This is a genomic window from Bartonella melophagi K-2C (assembly GCF_000278255.1).
Taxonomy (GTDB): Bacteria; Pseudomonadota; Alphaproteobacteria; order Rhizobiales; family Rhizobiaceae; genus Bartonella; species Bartonella melophagi.
In genome coordinates this window covers 171,986-187,050 of record NZ_JH725083.1, presented here as the reverse complement: position 1 = coordinate 187,050, position 15,065 = coordinate 171,986, and the positions used below count along the sequence as shown (strand labels likewise).

Below are 15,065 nucleotides of genomic sequence, written 5' to 3'. Positions count from 1 at the left end.
CTCTCATGTTCTATCCACTTATTTTTTTACTGACTATAGCATATAACGCCATAATATTTTGCAGATATAGTAAATCTATGGATATGGTAAACAGCTTTTAATCTCCATTTTTTTCACCATTATCTAATTTATAAAGCAATTTCCATAAGTTTAATAACCAAACCAACAAAAATAATCATTAAATAGTGCAAAAATCATAAATATGAAAACAATAAAGAAACCTATGTAGAAAATGATTTCCTGAATTTTAATTGGTACTCGTCTTCCAACAATAGCCTCAATGACATAAAATAATAAATGCCCACCATCAAGCGGAGGAATTGGAAAAAGGTTAATCAGACCAATGCCAATTGAAAGAAAAGCTGTAAAATTTAAAAGAGAGATAAATCCTGACTCACTAATCTGCCAAGCAATCTTAACAGTTTTAGAAGGGCCACTTAACTGGCAACGATCTCCTTGCCCCTCGATTAAACGATTAACAAAAAAAACTGTTTGAGTAATGATAAACGCCGTGCGTTTTGACGCCTCTCTTACTGCTCCTAAAAGATTATAGTGAATATGTTTCTTATAAGCTTGATCCAAACGCATAGGATTAACTGAATCAACAGGTGCTCCCACACCGATCATGCCCACCCGAATCCGATTGCCAAATCCATCATCCCTCTCAGTCATTATTGGTGTAATAACTGTCTTAAACACTTGCCCCATACGTTCTAGCTTAAATTCTATAGGATCTTCACCATGAAAAGTCACATAAGTTACTAAATCTTCAAAACTTTCAACCTGCTGACCATCCATTTCAACAAAACGATCACCTAATACCAAACCTGCTTGAATAGCAGGAGCATTTTCCACCAATGAGCCAACAACAGGTTCAATAGCGATGCGTCCATAAGAAAAGAAAAAAAATGTTAAAACAACAATACTAAAAAGAATATTAAATAAGGGACCTGCAAAAACAGTTGCTGCTCTTTTCCAAGCATGAGCACTCACAAATGAACCACACACTTGTGGAAACGATTGTGATGAGAGCATACTTGTCCCATCTTTATCCCCTACAAATTTCACATATCCTCCCAAGAGAATAAGTGCTAAACGCCACTGTGTACCGCGTTTGTCTGTATAACTGAATATTTGTGGCCCAAACCCAAGCGAAAAAACTGATACCCTAATACCGCACCATCGCCCAATAAGATAATGTCCCATTTCATGTACAAAAATGATAACCATAATAACGAAAACAATACCTAGCCCCCTTAAAAACAAATCACCTACACTAAATATATGATGAAAAAATTCCAAAATTCCCTCCCCCAATTTAAATCATATAAAAGAAATTAAAAGGTGTGTTCATACCAGACATAAATGAACCAATGATATATAGAAGAAAAGCGGCACCAATTAAACCATCCATACGATCCATAAATCCGCCATGTCCAGGCAATAAAGAACTAGAGTCTTTAACAGAAAATCGCCTTTTCAGCCATGATTGCCCTAAATCGCTTATTTGTGAAATAATTGACAAAACTAAAGCAAGTAATGGCATAAAAAAATTTACTAGGCTTTTGTCAAAAGCCCAAAAAGCGACTAATATACCACCTAAAATTCCGGCAAGTGTACCACTAACCGCTCCTGACCATGTTTTATTAGGCGAAAACCGCGACGCTAATTTGGGACCACGAAATGCACGACCTCCAAAATACGCAACAATATCTGTTCCCCATACGACCACAAATAAAAAAATAACTACCCAAAACCCTAATACTTCATGACCTCGTAAAAAGGATAGAGCCACCACAGGAACAGATGCATACAAAAAACCACAAAAAACCCAACCAATATTCCCAAGAGATCCAATGCTTAACAGTGTTGCTAAAACTATTAAAACACCAAAAATCAATAAGGCAGGTGCACTTAAAATTAAAAGCAAACCAAAAACCAGATAAAAAATTCCGGCTAATATTTTTTGTAAAGTGCTCCATTTTTCTTTAGTAATATTAACCCATTCATAAAGGATGAAACCTCCAATTCCCCACACAAATAAAAAAAATAAAACCCCTCCAAACCACGTCAAGCACAAAGCAATAGTGCCAAAAATAAAAGCTGTCAGAATACGAGAAACAAGATTAGACAAAACGATCTCCAAATAATCCAAAAAGGGTATAAAACAAAAATTAACATGAGAAAAATCTGCCCATGCGATATGTATATATTCATATTTTTTACAGTTTTATCGACACTGATCACAAATTATTTCAGCATATTAAAGTAGTGCCCATTAAACCAATAATTCTTAAGTTACAGTCGCCTTAAAAGTTTGTTCATCAAAATCAAACAAAAACAAAAATACAATTCAGAACACACTGCCTGACACGAAAAATTAGAAAATTGTTATTCACTACTTTTGCAAATAATTAAATCAAGGCCCAACATCTGTTTCAGATCTAGGTCATTTTTCTGCCAAACCATCTGTAATTTACTCAAGAGATAAAAAAACATTAGAAACTAATCTGGGCGAAATAACAGAGCGTTTAACTTATTTTATTGTACTCCCCGTTTAAAAGTAACGATAAGATTTAGACATTTTATATTGCGCTATATACTCTGTACTCACAAGTACTTCTAAAACACCTTATGAAAAACTGAATCGATTACCCACAATATAAAGTACGAACATTTCCTATTATGCAGATCAATAAGATCACACTTAATAAAAATCTTTAATAATTTTATCGAGAATTTAGCTAGTAACAGATGGCCTTATTTAATTTTCAGATAAAAACACAAAAACTATCAACCACTTCAAACCTATTCTTCTTGCAGAGCATACAATGCAATAAAGAACGTTTATTTTTGATGTTTTGTTATCAAAGTTAATTGTTATATGTGCCTATCAATTCTTTTTCATTCACAACAATGACTATATAATGCAGATATGACATTATTTTTTAACAAAAATAAATTAAACTTGCATAATATCTGCTTCTTTCACACCCAAAATCTTATCGATATCTGTAATGGTTTCATTTGTAAGTTTTTGAACTTTTTCAGACAAATTACGGGATTCATCTTGGCTAATTTCACCTTCCTTCTCTAATTTTTTCAAATTATCCATACCATCACGACGAACATGACGAGTGGCAACACGAGCTTGCTCTGCATATTGATGTGCAATTTTTACTAGTTCCTTACGGCGCTCTTCATTTAATTCAGGTATAGGAATACGCAAATTCATACCATCTGTAATGGGATTGAAACCAAGGCCAGAATCACGAATAGCGCGCTCAACAGCCCCTACCATCGTTTTATCCCATACAGAAACTGAAAGCATACGCGGTTCTGGAACAGAAATATTGGCAACCTGTTGTATAGGTACAGTAGAACCATAAGCCTCAACTATTAATGGCTCTAATAAACTAGCTGAAGCTCGCCCAGTTCGCAAACCACTCAATTCGTGTTTAAAAGCTGAAACTGCGCCATCCATGCGACGCTTTAGATCATCCATCATCGATGTAACATTCATATTTCTATCTCCTTTAATTACGCCCTGAAAATTATTTTATTCCGATACTATTGTAAATCGACCCGTTCCATTCAATACCTTAATCAAACCACCTTTTTCATGAATAGAAAAAACAATAATCGGTACATTATTTTCACGCGCTAAAGTTACCGCTGTCGTATCCATAACAGATAATCCCCATTGTAAAATCTCAACATGTGTTAATTGATCAAAACGCTTAGCTGTAGGATCTATTTTTGGATCAGCAGAATAAATGCCGTCCACTTGCGTTCCTTTCAATAAGACATCTGCTCCAATTTCTGCCGTACGCAAAGTAGCAGCAGAATCAGTCGTAAAAAATGGATTACCTGTACCACCAGCAAAAATAACAACTTTCCCCTGATTCATATAACTTATCGCTTTACGCTGCGAAAAACTTTCACAAATTTGCGGCATCGCAATCGCAGATAGTACAACCGCCTCAATCCCCAATTTCGTTAATGATGTTCGTAACGCTAAAGAATTAATAGCTGTGGCAAGCATTCCCATATGATCGCCAGTTACACGATCCCCACCCCGTGAAGCAACAGCAACCCCACGAAAAATATTGCCACCACCTATAACAATAGCGACTTCCACACCCATTGCCCGCACTTCAGCAATATCGGAAGCAATACGATCTGCAACTGAAACATCAATTCCAAAACTTTGCCCCCCCATAAGTGCTTCACCAGACACTTTTAATAGAATACGTTTATATCGAAGAGCTAACGTCATCCATGATCTCCTAAAGAGCACATTTATTTTCTACTTTCGATACACTAAGGGCATCACCTTGTCACATGATGCCCTTTAAATTAGCTATACTTTTTTTATATTAATGGTATAAATTTTAGGCTTCTGTCCAACAATTTTCCAAAAACAATTAGCTCTTTGCTGCAGCCGCAACTTCCGCAGCAAAATCAGTTTTTTCTTTTTCCACACCATCACCTAATGCAAAACGAATAAAACCAGTGATCGTTGCTGGTGCCCCAATTGATTTTTCAGCATCCTTCAAAGCAGCCTCAACAGTAACATCAGGATTCATAACAAAGGCTTGAGAAAGCAAGACAACCTCTTCGTAAAATTTACGCATACGTCCTTCTACCATTTTTTCGATAATATTTTCAGGCTTTCCAGATTGACGTGCTTGATCTGAAAAAATCGCTTTTTCACGCTCAACAGCACTAACATCAACGTCCTTTGCAGTTAACGCTAATGGATTGGTTGCAGCAATATGCATTGCAACCTGACGACCAAAAGCAACAGCAGCATCTTTATCTCCTGAAGTTTCAATAGCAACGATAACCCCAAGTTTGCCAAGACCATCAGCCACACTATTATGAATATAAGTAGCAACAACACCATCTTTAACAGACAATTTAGCCGAACGACGCAATGTCATATTCTCACCAATTGTGCCAATTGCATCTTTAATTGTTGCATCTATAGTTTTTTCAGAGCCTGGATAAATAGATGCAGACACAGATTCAACACTACCCTGTGCATCCAAAGCAGCAACTGCTACATTACGCACAATTTCCTGAAAAGCATCATTGCGCGCAACAAAATCTGTCTCAGAATTTACTTCAACCAAAACAGCACTTAACCCCTTCGATACCGCACCGATCAACCCTTCAGCCGCCGTACGTCCAGCTTTTTTATCTGCTTTGGCTATCCCTTTTTTACGAAGCCAATCAACCGCAGCTTCCATATCACCATTAGTTTCCGCCAGAGCTGTTTTGCAATCCATCATACCAGCCCCTGATAATTCGCGAAGTTCTTTTACTTGTAAAGCAGTAATGCTCATATCAGCCTCTTTATCCTATAACGGCAAAAGCGCGCATAGACGAAACCCCTCTGCACGCTCATAACCTTTCCTTTAGAAAATAAATGCCTCAACAGGCGTTTTTAAATCATGATTCCACAACCGAAACCGCATCTTCCAAAACAGGCTCCACAGGTACATCAGCCTGAGCTCCTACATCAATATTCATTGTACCTTGTTGACGAGCAATACCATCAAGAGCAGCACGTGCAACAAGATCACAGTAAAGAGAAATCGCACGCGAAGCGTCATCATTACCTGGAATTGGATAATCAATACCATCAGGATCACAATTTGTATCAACAATAGCAATTACAGGGACACCCAAACGCTTTGCTTCTTGAATAGCAATATTTTCCTTATTTGTATCAACAATAAACATAAGATCTGGAACAGACCCCATATCCTTAATACCACCCAGTGCACGATTCAATTTCTCACGATCACGTTCAAGATTTAACCGTTCTTTTTTAGTAAAGCCCTGCGCTTCAGTAGTTAGAATTTTATCAAGTTTACGCAAACGATGTATTGAATTAGAAATTGTTTTCCAATTTGTCAGCATACCACCAAGCCAACGCGCGTTAACGTAATATTGAGCCGATCGACTAGCTGCATCAGCGATAATATCAGACGCCTGTCGTTTGGTGCCAACAAATAGAACACGCCCCCCCTGCGCAACCGTATCTGAAACAAGTTTAAGTGCTTGATACAAAAGAGGAACAGTCTGAGCAAGATCAATAATATGAATATTATTACGCTGACCGTAAATATAGGGAGCCATTTTTGGATTCCAGCGCTGTGTCTGGTGACCAAAGTGCACACCTGCTTCTAAAAGCTGGCGCATAGTAAAGTCTGGTAATGCCACAATTTTATCCTTTCCGGTTTAACCTCCGCGAAAAAAGTAAAAAAACTTACTACCGGTGGACACTTGATAGTTTTTTTCTATAAGTACCCGAATTTCGCGTGTGGAATAAAAATATCATACTAATATTTGATTTTTTTTCAAGTCATTTTCTGCATATCATTTATTTAATGATTGCAAGTATCAGAATGCTTTCCAAGATCGAGTAGTTCAAATTTTTTTAATTTTGCGCGTATCGAAAAATCCCCATAATCTATGCGCAGGTCTCGCATAATACCGTTTTCATATAAAAGAAAGCTGGTACGATAAAGAGGCAAACCATCTTTATTTTTTGTATCATCAAAATAAGAAATTGTAACAGGCCAATGACTTTCCTCATTTAATTTTCCCAATTTTTTTGTTTCAGAATCAGATATTAGCTTCTTTTTGTCTCCAATAACTATACTTTCTTTTATCACTTCATTTGCATTGTTTGTTCCATCAAATACAGCTGTGTGATAAAAATGACGCGCTGCTTTTGCCTGCTGAATAATAGTTTTCAATTGCATAATTGGAAATTCAGCTGTTGCAAGTTTATAGACATCCTTTTTTGGCTTTTTTAATTTAACTATAATTCCATCTTTAGTACGCTCAGCCACTCCTTCGATATTATCTGAAACATCTTCTCCAATCTTATTTTGAACATTAAAATGAAATTCATGACTATTATCTGTTTCATAACTCGTCATTTGTTGATCCGTTAAACGTATTGGTGCATCTTTCATATAAATACGGTTCACAAAGCGAGACCTTGTAGTATAACCATGGCATGCTGAACCTGTAAGCTCATAAACCATCCGCCCAGAAACTCCTAAGATCGATATTTCATGAGAAACACTTTCAAGTTGAAAATCGTAAATAGCTCGATGAGGCACCAAAAAAATAGGTTTTTCAGCTCCTGCGGAACATAGAAGAACATTGTATAAACCTATCATAAATAATGGTTTGATTATTTTTGACTTCCAATTTTTTATTCTGCACACAATCATATAAAAAACGAAAAACCTCCCCTTAAATCATTTCAATACATTTCTTTAAACTAGAAAATAGTTTACGAGACACATTATATCACTATATCATAGAAAATATGGAAGTTAAAATATGACCAACTCAATTGAAAATCGTTTAAAAAAATTTGGTATTGTTATTCCTGAAGCAATACAACCCATTGCAAATTACATAACAACATCACAAATTGGTAATCAACTTTTCATTTCTGGCCAGCTACCACTGTCTTGTGGAAAACCAGTAGCAATCGGAAAAGTTGGCGCAACTGTCAGTGCTGAACAAGCAAAAAAGTCCGCAGAAGTATGTGCTCTTAATATCCTTGCACAAATAAAATTAGTGCTTGGTGATTTAAGTAAAATAAAACGCGTAATAAAAATTACCGTCTTTGTTGCAACAGATCCTAATTTTACCGATATACCTCTCGTTGCTAATGGAGCTTCTGATCTATTTGTTAATATTCTCGGTGACGCAGGTAAACATGCCCGTTCTGCTGTCGGGGTCTGCTCTCTGCCTATGGGCGTTCCTGTAGAAGTAGAAGCTATTATAGAAATCTAGCTCTTTCATAAATGTCAACATCTGCGCAAAATAGAATATTATAAATTGCCTTGAGTTTATATTCTCAAAGAGTTTACATTTTTTAGTCCTTAAAAAACAGATGAATTAAGTCTATTTCTAGATAAATACTACTGAAAGAAAATTTTATGAAACAAATATATGACGATAACAATATTTTTGCTAAATTGATTCGTAACGAAATTCCTTCTGTTCGTGTTTATGAAGATAATGATGTTATTGCATTTATGGACATCATGCCCCAAGCTCCAGGGCATACACTTGTTATTCCCCGAAAAAGCTGTAGAAATTTATTAGATGCAGATACGGAAATATTGTTTCCAGTCATTAAAGTTGTTCAAAAAATTGCTAATGCTGTTAAAAAAGCTTTTCAAGCGGATGGTGTAACAGTCATGCAATTTAATGAAGCAGCTAGTCAACAAACCGTTTATCATCTTCATTTCCATATTATACCACGGATGGAAGGAGTAGAACTTAAACCCCATAATAATGTCATAACGCCTACAGAAATACTCAAAGAACATGCACAAAAAATCCGATCAGTTCTTTAAAAATGATTTTAAGTTGTAGAGCTCTTTTTTCTTACATATTTTGTAGAATTCAATAAGCCCTTATGAACTTTGCTATCATTTGAGCCAACAGAAGGGTCAGGAGATAAAATTTCTAATTCTAGTTTTTCCCTACCATTGTTTAACTTGTGCGTAAACACGCGAACTATGCCACCGGTGCGCAACTTTCCAAATAAAATTTCATCAGCTAATGGCTTTTTAATATGTTCTTGTATGACACGACTCAACGGACGTGCTCCCATTTGAGCATCATACCCTTTATAAGCAAGCCATACCATTGCAGATTCACTGAGTTCAAAAGCGATTCCTCTATCAATTAATTGTGCTTCAAGCTGAAAAATAAATTTCTGCACAATTTGATTGATTACTAATCGAGATAAAGGTGCAAATGGAACGATAGCATCTAACCGATTACGAAATTCTGGTGTAAATAATTTATTGATAGCTTCTATATCATCACCATCACGATGTATTTTACCAAATCCCACAGCTGACTTTACCATATCCGAAGCACCAGCATTGGTTGTCATAATTAAAATGATATTGCGGAAATCAATTTTTTTACCATTATGGTCTGTTAATTTACCATAATCCATCGCCTGCAATAAAATATTAAACAATTCTGGATGAGCCTTTTCTATCTCATCTAACAACACAACTGCATAAGGATTCTGATCAACAGCATCTGTGAGAAGACCACCCTGATCAAACCCTACGTAGCCTGGAGGAGCTCCTATCAAACGTGCTACTGTATGCCGTTCCATATATTCTGACATATCAAAACGCAACAACTCAATTCCCAAAGAAGATGCCAGTTGTTTTGCAATTTCAGTTTTCCCAACACCTGTTGGTCCTGAAAATAAATAACTTCCTATCGGCTTTTCCGATTCACGTAATCCCGCTCGTGCTAACTTAATGGACGATACAAGTATTCCAATCGCCTGATCTTGCCCATAAACAACATGTTTGAGCTCTTTTTCAAGATTTTCAAGGACTTTGCGATCATTATTAGAAACTGTTTTTGGTGGAATCCTTGCCATAGCTGCAATTGTAGATTCAATTTCTTTAACACCGACACTCTTTCTTCTTTGTTTCTTTGGCAAAAGCATCTGCGCAGCACCACTTTCATCAATAACATCAATTGCTTTATCCGGCAATCGGCGGTCAGCCATATAACGCGAGGATAATTCTACTGATGCTATCATTGCTGCATCGGTATATTTAATTTGGTGAAATTCTTCAAAATAAGGCTTCAATCCTTGCAAAATCTTAATTGCATCAGCGACAGATGGCTCATTAACATTAATTTTCTGAAAACGACGCGTTAAAGCTCGATCGAGTTCAAAAATTTTTCTATATTCCTTATAAGTTGTCGAACCAATACATCGAATCATACCTGAAGATAATACAGGTTTTAAAAGATTTGCTGCATCCATATGCCCCCCAGACGTAGCTCCTGCCCCAATCAGTGTATGAATTTCATCAATAAATAAAATAGCACCAGGATATTGTTCTAATTCTTTAACAACCTGCTTTAATCGCTCTTCAAAATCACCACGATAGCGTGTTCCAGCAACAAGTCCCCCCATATCAAGAGAAAATATTATTGCATTTAATAAAACTTCGGGCACCTTTTCATCAACGATGCGTCTAGCCAACCCTTCAACTATAGCCGTTTTTCCAACACCAGGTTCGCCAACCAACAGTGGATTATTTTTTGACCTTCGACATAAAACCTGCATTATTCGTGAAATTTCCACGTCACGACCAATTAATAAATCAATTTTTCCACTGCGTGCTTTACAATTCAAATTAACACAATAAGTAGCAAGCGCACTGGCCACTTTGTCATTGTTTTCCAAAACATGTTGATCTAATTGCTCTTCAAGATCTTCAAGTAATAGGGATAACCCATCATCACGCACAATACCGTGTAAAATGAAACGCACAGCATCATAGCGCGTCATTCCCATTTCTTGAAGAAAATATGCTGCATGACTTTCACGTTCAGAAAAAATTGCAACAAGAACATTTGCCCCCGATACTTCATCTTTTCCTGCTGATTGAGCATGAATCACTGCACGTTGAATAACACGCTGAAAAAATGCTGTTGGTTTTGTATCCTTATCGGTTTTAATTTGTGCATCCAATTCCGATTGGATATAATTAGTCAAACGTTCCCGTAATTCTTCCAAATCTACCTGACAAGCGCGGATTACTGAACTTGCATCAGCATCATCTAACAAAGCAAGTAAAAGGTGCTCTAATGTTGCGTATTCATGCTGCGCTTGAGTAGCAATTGTTAATGCACGATGCAAAACTTCTTCAAGGCTGGGCGTAAAAGACGGCATAATCCTCTCTCTTCTATTCCATTACACATTGTAATGGATGTTCATTTTGACGTGCACATTCCATAACTTGCACAACTTTCATTTCAGCCACTTCATAGGTATAAATACCGCATTCACCTACCCCATTTTGATGAACATTTAACATAATACGAGTTGCTTCCTCAAAACTTTTTTTAAAAAAGCTCCCCAAAATAAAAACAACAAAATCCATAGGTGTATAATCATCATTCAGCAAAAGAACACGGTATAATTTAGGCTTTTGAAATTTCGGCTTAATTTGAGGTATAACAACAGTATCATATTTATCTTCACTCCAGCTCTTGCCCTTTTTATTTTGCATAGTATGAAATGCGGGTTTTTCAGTTAATATCATTATCATTTTCCATGTAGTATGCTTTTTATTAATTTAAAATCCTCTCATAACCTATTGCAATATTTGAGTATATGAAAAATAAATTTTCTTTTATGATCAAATTTAAGTCAAATGGAGAGACTTACAAAATGATTTTATAAATAAATTAGTAACACCATTCATCTAAATTGTGTTAAACTAACTGCAACAAGAAAGATCTTGATGCGATTATTTGGCATAAATAAGGTATTACACGTGTATATTAACTGGCGAAAAATTGCACCTTTCTACAAAGGAATAGTAATTACTTTTATTGTTTTAGCTATTTCTTATTCTTCAGCAAAAGCTACTCCTAAAGAAGCTTACCCTGATAAATATGCGGCTATTGTTATAGATGCACACACAGGAAAGACCTTATTTCAAGCCAATGCAACTTTAAAACGTTATCCTGCTTCTTTAACAAAAATGATGACGTTGTACATGCTCTTCGAAGCTATGGAAGTACGTCGCGTAACGCCAAACACACCCATTCCTGTTTCAGCTTACGCAGCTGCACGCCCACCAACGAAAATAGGCTTTAAAGCAGGTCAAACAATTTCTGTAGAAGAAGCTGCTAAAGCTCTTATTACCAAATCAGCAAATGATGTTGCTACTGCTGTAGGTGAATATCTTGGTGGCAGTGAACCAAAATTTGCTCAAATGATGACAGTGAAAGCCCGTAAACTTGGTATGACAAATACTCGTTTTGCAAATGCTTCAGGTCTTCCAGACGCACGCAATTATTCTACAGCAAAAGATATGGCCACTTTGGCATTAGCTTTGCGCAAACATTTTCCCCAGCAGTATAAACTGTTTAAAACAACAAGTTTCTCTTTTCGTGGCAAAACAATTAACAACCATAATAAATTAGTAAAAACAATAAAAGGTGTTGACGGAATTAAAACAGGCTATACACAAATGTCAGGTTCTAATTTAGCCACATCAATGCATATTGAAGGACGCTCTATTGTGGCCGTAGTAATGGGAGGAAAATCATCTACAGAGCGTGATATTCACATGACTAATTTGTTGAACCGATATTTGCCAAGAGCAAGTCGTAAGAAAACAAATGAATATTTAGTAGCTGCAGTGTCTCATAATTTACCTACCGGAGCAGCCACCCCTATACCTGTCGCTAAAACAAATCTAACTGATTTAGATGATGATGTTTCTGCACTTCTAACAGCACTTGCAGCACAACCTAATGAATTAAACACAGCTATAGCTGCCGTAAATCAGGTGATTATACCAACTCCTAATCCTCACAAAACTATATCTGGGGAGATAGATAAAATCATTACTGCTTCTTTATCTACAACTGGTGGATGGGCTATTCAAATCGGTTCTCTTTCCAGTAAAGAACAGGCAAACTCTCTACTTTCAAAAGCCAAAAATACAGCTTATTCAGCTCTAAAACATACATCTGCACATATGCAACTGTTTGAAAAAAGCGGACATCGTTATTATCGTGCTCGATTTGTTGGCTTTCAATCAAAAAAAGCTGCGCACGATGCTTGTTCTGCCCTAAAGAAAGCAAATTTTAACTGCTACACTGTAATCTATTAAAAGTTTTTGAATTCTGTATTAAGGACAGTGCCATGACACATAATGTTATTTCCCCGTCTCTTGAAAAGGGAAAGCAGTCAAAACAATCGTCTCTCCTCTCATTACGTTCTCTTCACGATGCTGCAACTAAACTTGCCAATTTAAAGCATACCCCAATGGTGCCAAACACACATTCTCTTGTTAGTCTTCTTATTTGTCAAACAAATCGAAACCGTCGTTTAGCTACGCCTCCTGTACGCATTCATTTACGAGTTGCAAGTCGCACAGGAAATATACCTGTCAAACTCCGTTTAGGGGCAACCAATACTTAATTATCAGCTATCCCTTATAAGAGATACTCAATTGATAACAAAACATTTATTCGCTATATGAGATTTAAAGAAGTTTAAATGCGTGGATTTTTATCTTAAATTTACAAAAATTGCAGCGTGAATTTCTATTTTTATTATTTAACATTTACAGTGTTAAATGACATTGTTCTTAAAAAGACGCAAAGATGGCAAAATTATTAGTATCAATGCAGAATCTAACATTAAACGGTATATTGCTTACACCTTCGTTATAGTAAAAAAGAAAATATCTATGAAACGATAATAGCAATACTGAATATTGATATTAATGATTTACTAAAAAGAAATTCTTCCGATCACTTGCTTACTTCACTTAAACAACATTTCCTTATCAAAACCACGTTCTTGCACTGCTAAAGCACTCTTAAGAAAGTAATGCGTTTCTTGATGCGTAAATAACCCGACAATTTTATCAAATAAAGTACCTTTATTTAGCTAACATGATATAACATTGCGTGCAAGGCCGCCTTTACTTGTCTCTTTATAGCGCTCACTCATATCATGACCTGTTTGACGCATCGTTTCAATACAAGCATCAAGAGGAACAAAATGTGCTCCATTACCATGTAAAGCAAGAGAAGAAGCTGTTACAGCCTTAACAGCACCCATAGCGTTGCGTTCAATACATGGAACCTGTACAAGACCCGCAACTGGATCACATGTCATTCCCAAATGATGTTCAAGAGCAATTTCAGCAGCGTTTTCAATTTGAGCGGGCGTACCACCCAATGCTGCTGTTAATCCTGCAGCTGCCATTGAAGATGCTGTCCCCACTTCACCCTGACAACCAACTTCTGCACCAGAGATAGAAGCATTATGTTTAATGATACCGCCAATAGCTGCTGCTGTTAACAAAAAATTATGCACCCCTTCCCGATTGGAACTATTATTAAATTGCAGATAACAACGTAGAACAGAAGGTATAACACCAGCTGCACCATTCGTCGGTGCAGTAACAATACGGCCACCTGCTGCATTTTCTTCATTTACTGCTATAGCGTATACAGAAAGCCAATCATTGATCCAAAGTGAGTGGTTACGATTTTTTTTACGATCTTCTAAAAGCTCTTTATACAGTTTTTTAGCACGTCTTGGAATACGCAACCCGCCCGGTAACTCACCTTCTTGTGAAAGCCCCCTATCAATGCAATCTGACATAGCTGAACAAATCTCATCGAGTGCAGCATTAAAAGCAGCACGCTCTATCTTTGTTTCTTCATTGATGCGTTTCATTTCAGCAATTGAAAGACCTGAATTTTCTGCCATTAATAACATTTCACTCGCTGAGTCAAAAGGGTACGGCACCTGAGATGTTTCCAATTTTGTATTATAATTCGCATCATTTAATTCATCTTCGGTTACCACAAAACCACCACCGATAGAATAATAAACCCGCCGTAAGAGGATATTTCCATCATAATCAAGCCCTTCAAATGCAAGACTATTAGCATGCCCAGATAAAACTTTTTTTTGTTCAAAAATAAGATCATTCTGCAAATCAAAATGATAAGCAGGGTGGCCTATTGGTTGCACCTTTTTTTCATGTTTAACTTTTTCTAAAAGCATCCCCATACTATTAGGATCAACAGTAGACACTCTTTCTCCCAGCAACCCTAATATAATAGCTTTATCTGTAGCGTGACCAACACCAGTAAAAGCCAACGAACCGTAAAGATAAACACGAATATGAGAAACTCTCATATGAGATGAACAAGATAAACCCTTTGCAATAATTTCTTGCAAAAACATATTAGCAGCTGTCATCGGCCCCATTGTATGAGAACTAGAAGGGCCAATACCAATTTTAAAAAGTTCAAAAACAGATAGAAACATCACTTACCCCAAAACAAAATACAGATTTTGAGTATAAGTTCTTTTATTATTTTTGTCTCATTAAAAATCAAATTGTAAGATAAGCTAAAAAAATGACAGCAATAAACACCAACGTCGCGCGCCTTGCTACCGCCCAACAATTTTTCTCTATAGT

Annotated in this window: 14 protein-coding genes; 4 read left to right on the top strand and 10 right to left on the bottom strand. The window is 36.4% G+C overall.

Features of this window, described 5'->3' with window-relative positions:
* Positions 1-150: 150 nt before the first annotated feature.
* The 7 genes from rseP to ME3_RS04820 all read right to left on the bottom strand — a co-directional run bounded on the left by rseP (position 151) and on the right by ME3_RS04820 (position 7,223).
* Positions 151-1,302 carry an RIP metalloprotease RseP gene (gene rseP / locus ME3_RS04850; RefSeq protein WP_007477625.1) on the bottom strand — a complete coding sequence of 384 codons (1,152 nt, stop codon included), beginning with the start codon at positions 1,300-1,302 and terminating at the stop codon, positions 151-153.
* Positions 1,303-1,318: 16 nt separating this feature from the next.
* Positions 1,319-2,134: a phosphatidate cytidylyltransferase gene (locus ME3_RS04845; RefSeq protein WP_007477624.1), complete on the bottom strand. Its 816-nt coding sequence runs from the start codon at positions 2,132-2,134 to the stop codon at positions 1,319-1,321.
* Between the two features lie 828 nt (positions 2,135-2,962).
* Positions 2,963-3,523 (bottom strand): ribosome recycling factor, encoded by a 561-nt coding sequence (gene frr, locus ME3_RS04840; protein WP_007477623.1) that lies wholly within the window; start codon positions 3,521-3,523, stop codon positions 2,963-2,965.
* Between the two features lie 36 nt (positions 3,524-3,559).
* Positions 3,560-4,279: a UMP kinase gene (gene pyrH / locus ME3_RS04835; RefSeq protein ID WP_007477621.1), complete on the bottom strand. Its 720-nt coding sequence runs from the start codon at positions 4,277-4,279 to the stop codon at positions 3,560-3,562.
* 148 nt (positions 4,280-4,427) lie between these two features.
* The gene (gene tsf / locus ME3_RS04830; protein WP_007477619.1) at positions 4,428-5,351 is read right to left on the bottom strand and encodes a translation elongation factor Ts; all 924 of its coding nucleotides are present in this window, start codon (positions 5,349-5,351) and stop codon (positions 4,428-4,430) included.
* Between the two features lie 106 nt (positions 5,352-5,457).
* Complete coding sequence (gene rpsB / locus ME3_RS04825; protein WP_007477617.1) at positions 5,458-6,234, bottom strand: 30S ribosomal protein S2; 777 nt, start codon at positions 6,232-6,234, stop codon at positions 5,458-5,460.
* 164 nt (positions 6,235-6,398) lie between these two features.
* Entirely contained in the window at positions 6,399-7,223 is an 825-nt protein-coding gene (locus ME3_RS04820) for a cell envelope integrity EipB family protein (protein ID WP_039952635.1), read from the bottom strand.
* Between the two features lie 148 nt (positions 7,224-7,371).
* Here ME3_RS04820 and ME3_RS04815 point away from each other — a divergent pair, with 148 nt between their 5' ends.
* Entirely contained in the window at positions 7,372-7,833 is a 462-nt protein-coding gene (locus ME3_RS04815) for a RidA family protein (protein WP_007477613.1), read from the top strand.
* A 146-nt stretch (positions 7,834-7,979) separates the two neighbouring features.
* Entirely contained in the window at positions 7,980-8,402 is a 423-nt protein-coding gene (locus ME3_RS04810; RefSeq protein ID WP_007477611.1) for an HIT family protein, read from the top strand.
* A gap of 8 nt (positions 8,403-8,410) precedes the next feature.
* Here ME3_RS04810 and clpA read toward each other — a convergent pair whose 3' ends face one another.
* On the bottom strand, positions 8,411-10,771 hold the full coding sequence (gene clpA / locus ME3_RS04805) for an ATP-dependent Clp protease ATP-binding subunit ClpA (protein ID WP_007477609.1): 2,361 nt from the start codon (positions 10,769-10,771) through the stop codon (positions 8,411-8,413).
* A gap of 13 nt (positions 10,772-10,784) precedes the next feature.
* Positions 10,785-11,144, bottom strand: a complete 360-nt coding sequence (gene clpS / locus ME3_RS04800; RefSeq protein ID WP_007477607.1) for an ATP-dependent Clp protease adapter ClpS — start codon at positions 11,142-11,144, stop codon at positions 10,785-10,787.
* Between the two features lie 234 nt (positions 11,145-11,378).
* Here clpS and ME3_RS04795 point away from each other — a divergent pair, with 234 nt between their 5' ends.
* Positions 11,379-12,728, top strand: a complete 1,350-nt coding sequence (locus ME3_RS04795) for a D-alanyl-D-alanine carboxypeptidase (RefSeq protein ID WP_007477605.1) — start codon at positions 11,379-11,381, stop codon at positions 12,726-12,728.
* Positions 12,729-12,760: 32 nt separating this feature from the next.
* Positions 12,761-13,039 carry a hypothetical protein gene (locus ME3_RS04790; RefSeq protein ID WP_007477604.1) on the top strand — a complete coding sequence of 93 codons (279 nt, stop codon included), beginning with the start codon at positions 12,761-12,763 and terminating at the stop codon, positions 13,037-13,039.
* 474 nt (positions 13,040-13,513) lie between these two features.
* Here the strand turns inward: ME3_RS04790 and ME3_RS04785 are convergent, their stop codons facing one another.
* Positions 13,514-14,911 carry an L-serine ammonia-lyase gene (locus tag ME3_RS04785; protein WP_007477603.1) on the bottom strand — a complete coding sequence of 466 codons (1,398 nt, stop codon included), beginning with the start codon at positions 14,909-14,911 and terminating at the stop codon, positions 13,514-13,516.
* Positions 14,912-15,065 lie beyond the last annotated feature (154 nt).

Bases quoted from the DNA above. Each gene is read 5' to 3' on its own strand.
- ME3_RS04815 (WP_007477613.1), top strand. From the start codon at position 7,372: ATGACCAACTCAATTGAAAATCGTTTAAAAAAATTTGGTATTGTTATT.
- frr (WP_007477623.1), bottom strand. From the start codon at position 3,523: ATGAATGTTACATCGATGATGGATGATCTAAAGCGTCGCATGGATGGC.
- ME3_RS04790 (WP_007477604.1), top strand. From the start codon at position 12,761: ATGACACATAATGTTATTTCCCCGTCTCTTGAAAAGGGAAAGCAGTCA.
- clpA (WP_007477609.1), bottom strand. From the start codon at position 10,771: ATGCCGTCTTTTACGCCCAGCCTTGAAGAAGTTTTGCATCGTGCATTA.
- ME3_RS04785 (WP_007477603.1), bottom strand. From the start codon at position 14,911: ATGTTTCTATCTGTTTTTGAACTTTTTAAAATTGGTATTGGCCCTTCT.
- clpS (WP_007477607.1), bottom strand. From the start codon at position 11,144: ATGATATTAACTGAAAAACCCGCATTTCATACTATGCAAAATAAAAAG.
- tsf (WP_007477619.1), bottom strand. From the start codon at position 5,351: ATGAGCATTACTGCTTTACAAGTAAAAGAACTTCGCGAATTATCAGGG.
- ME3_RS04810 (WP_007477611.1), top strand. From the start codon at position 7,980: ATGAAACAAATATATGACGATAACAATATTTTTGCTAAATTGATTCGT.
- pyrH (WP_007477621.1), bottom strand. From the start codon at position 4,279: ATGACGTTAGCTCTTCGATATAAACGTATTCTATTAAAAGTGTCTGGT.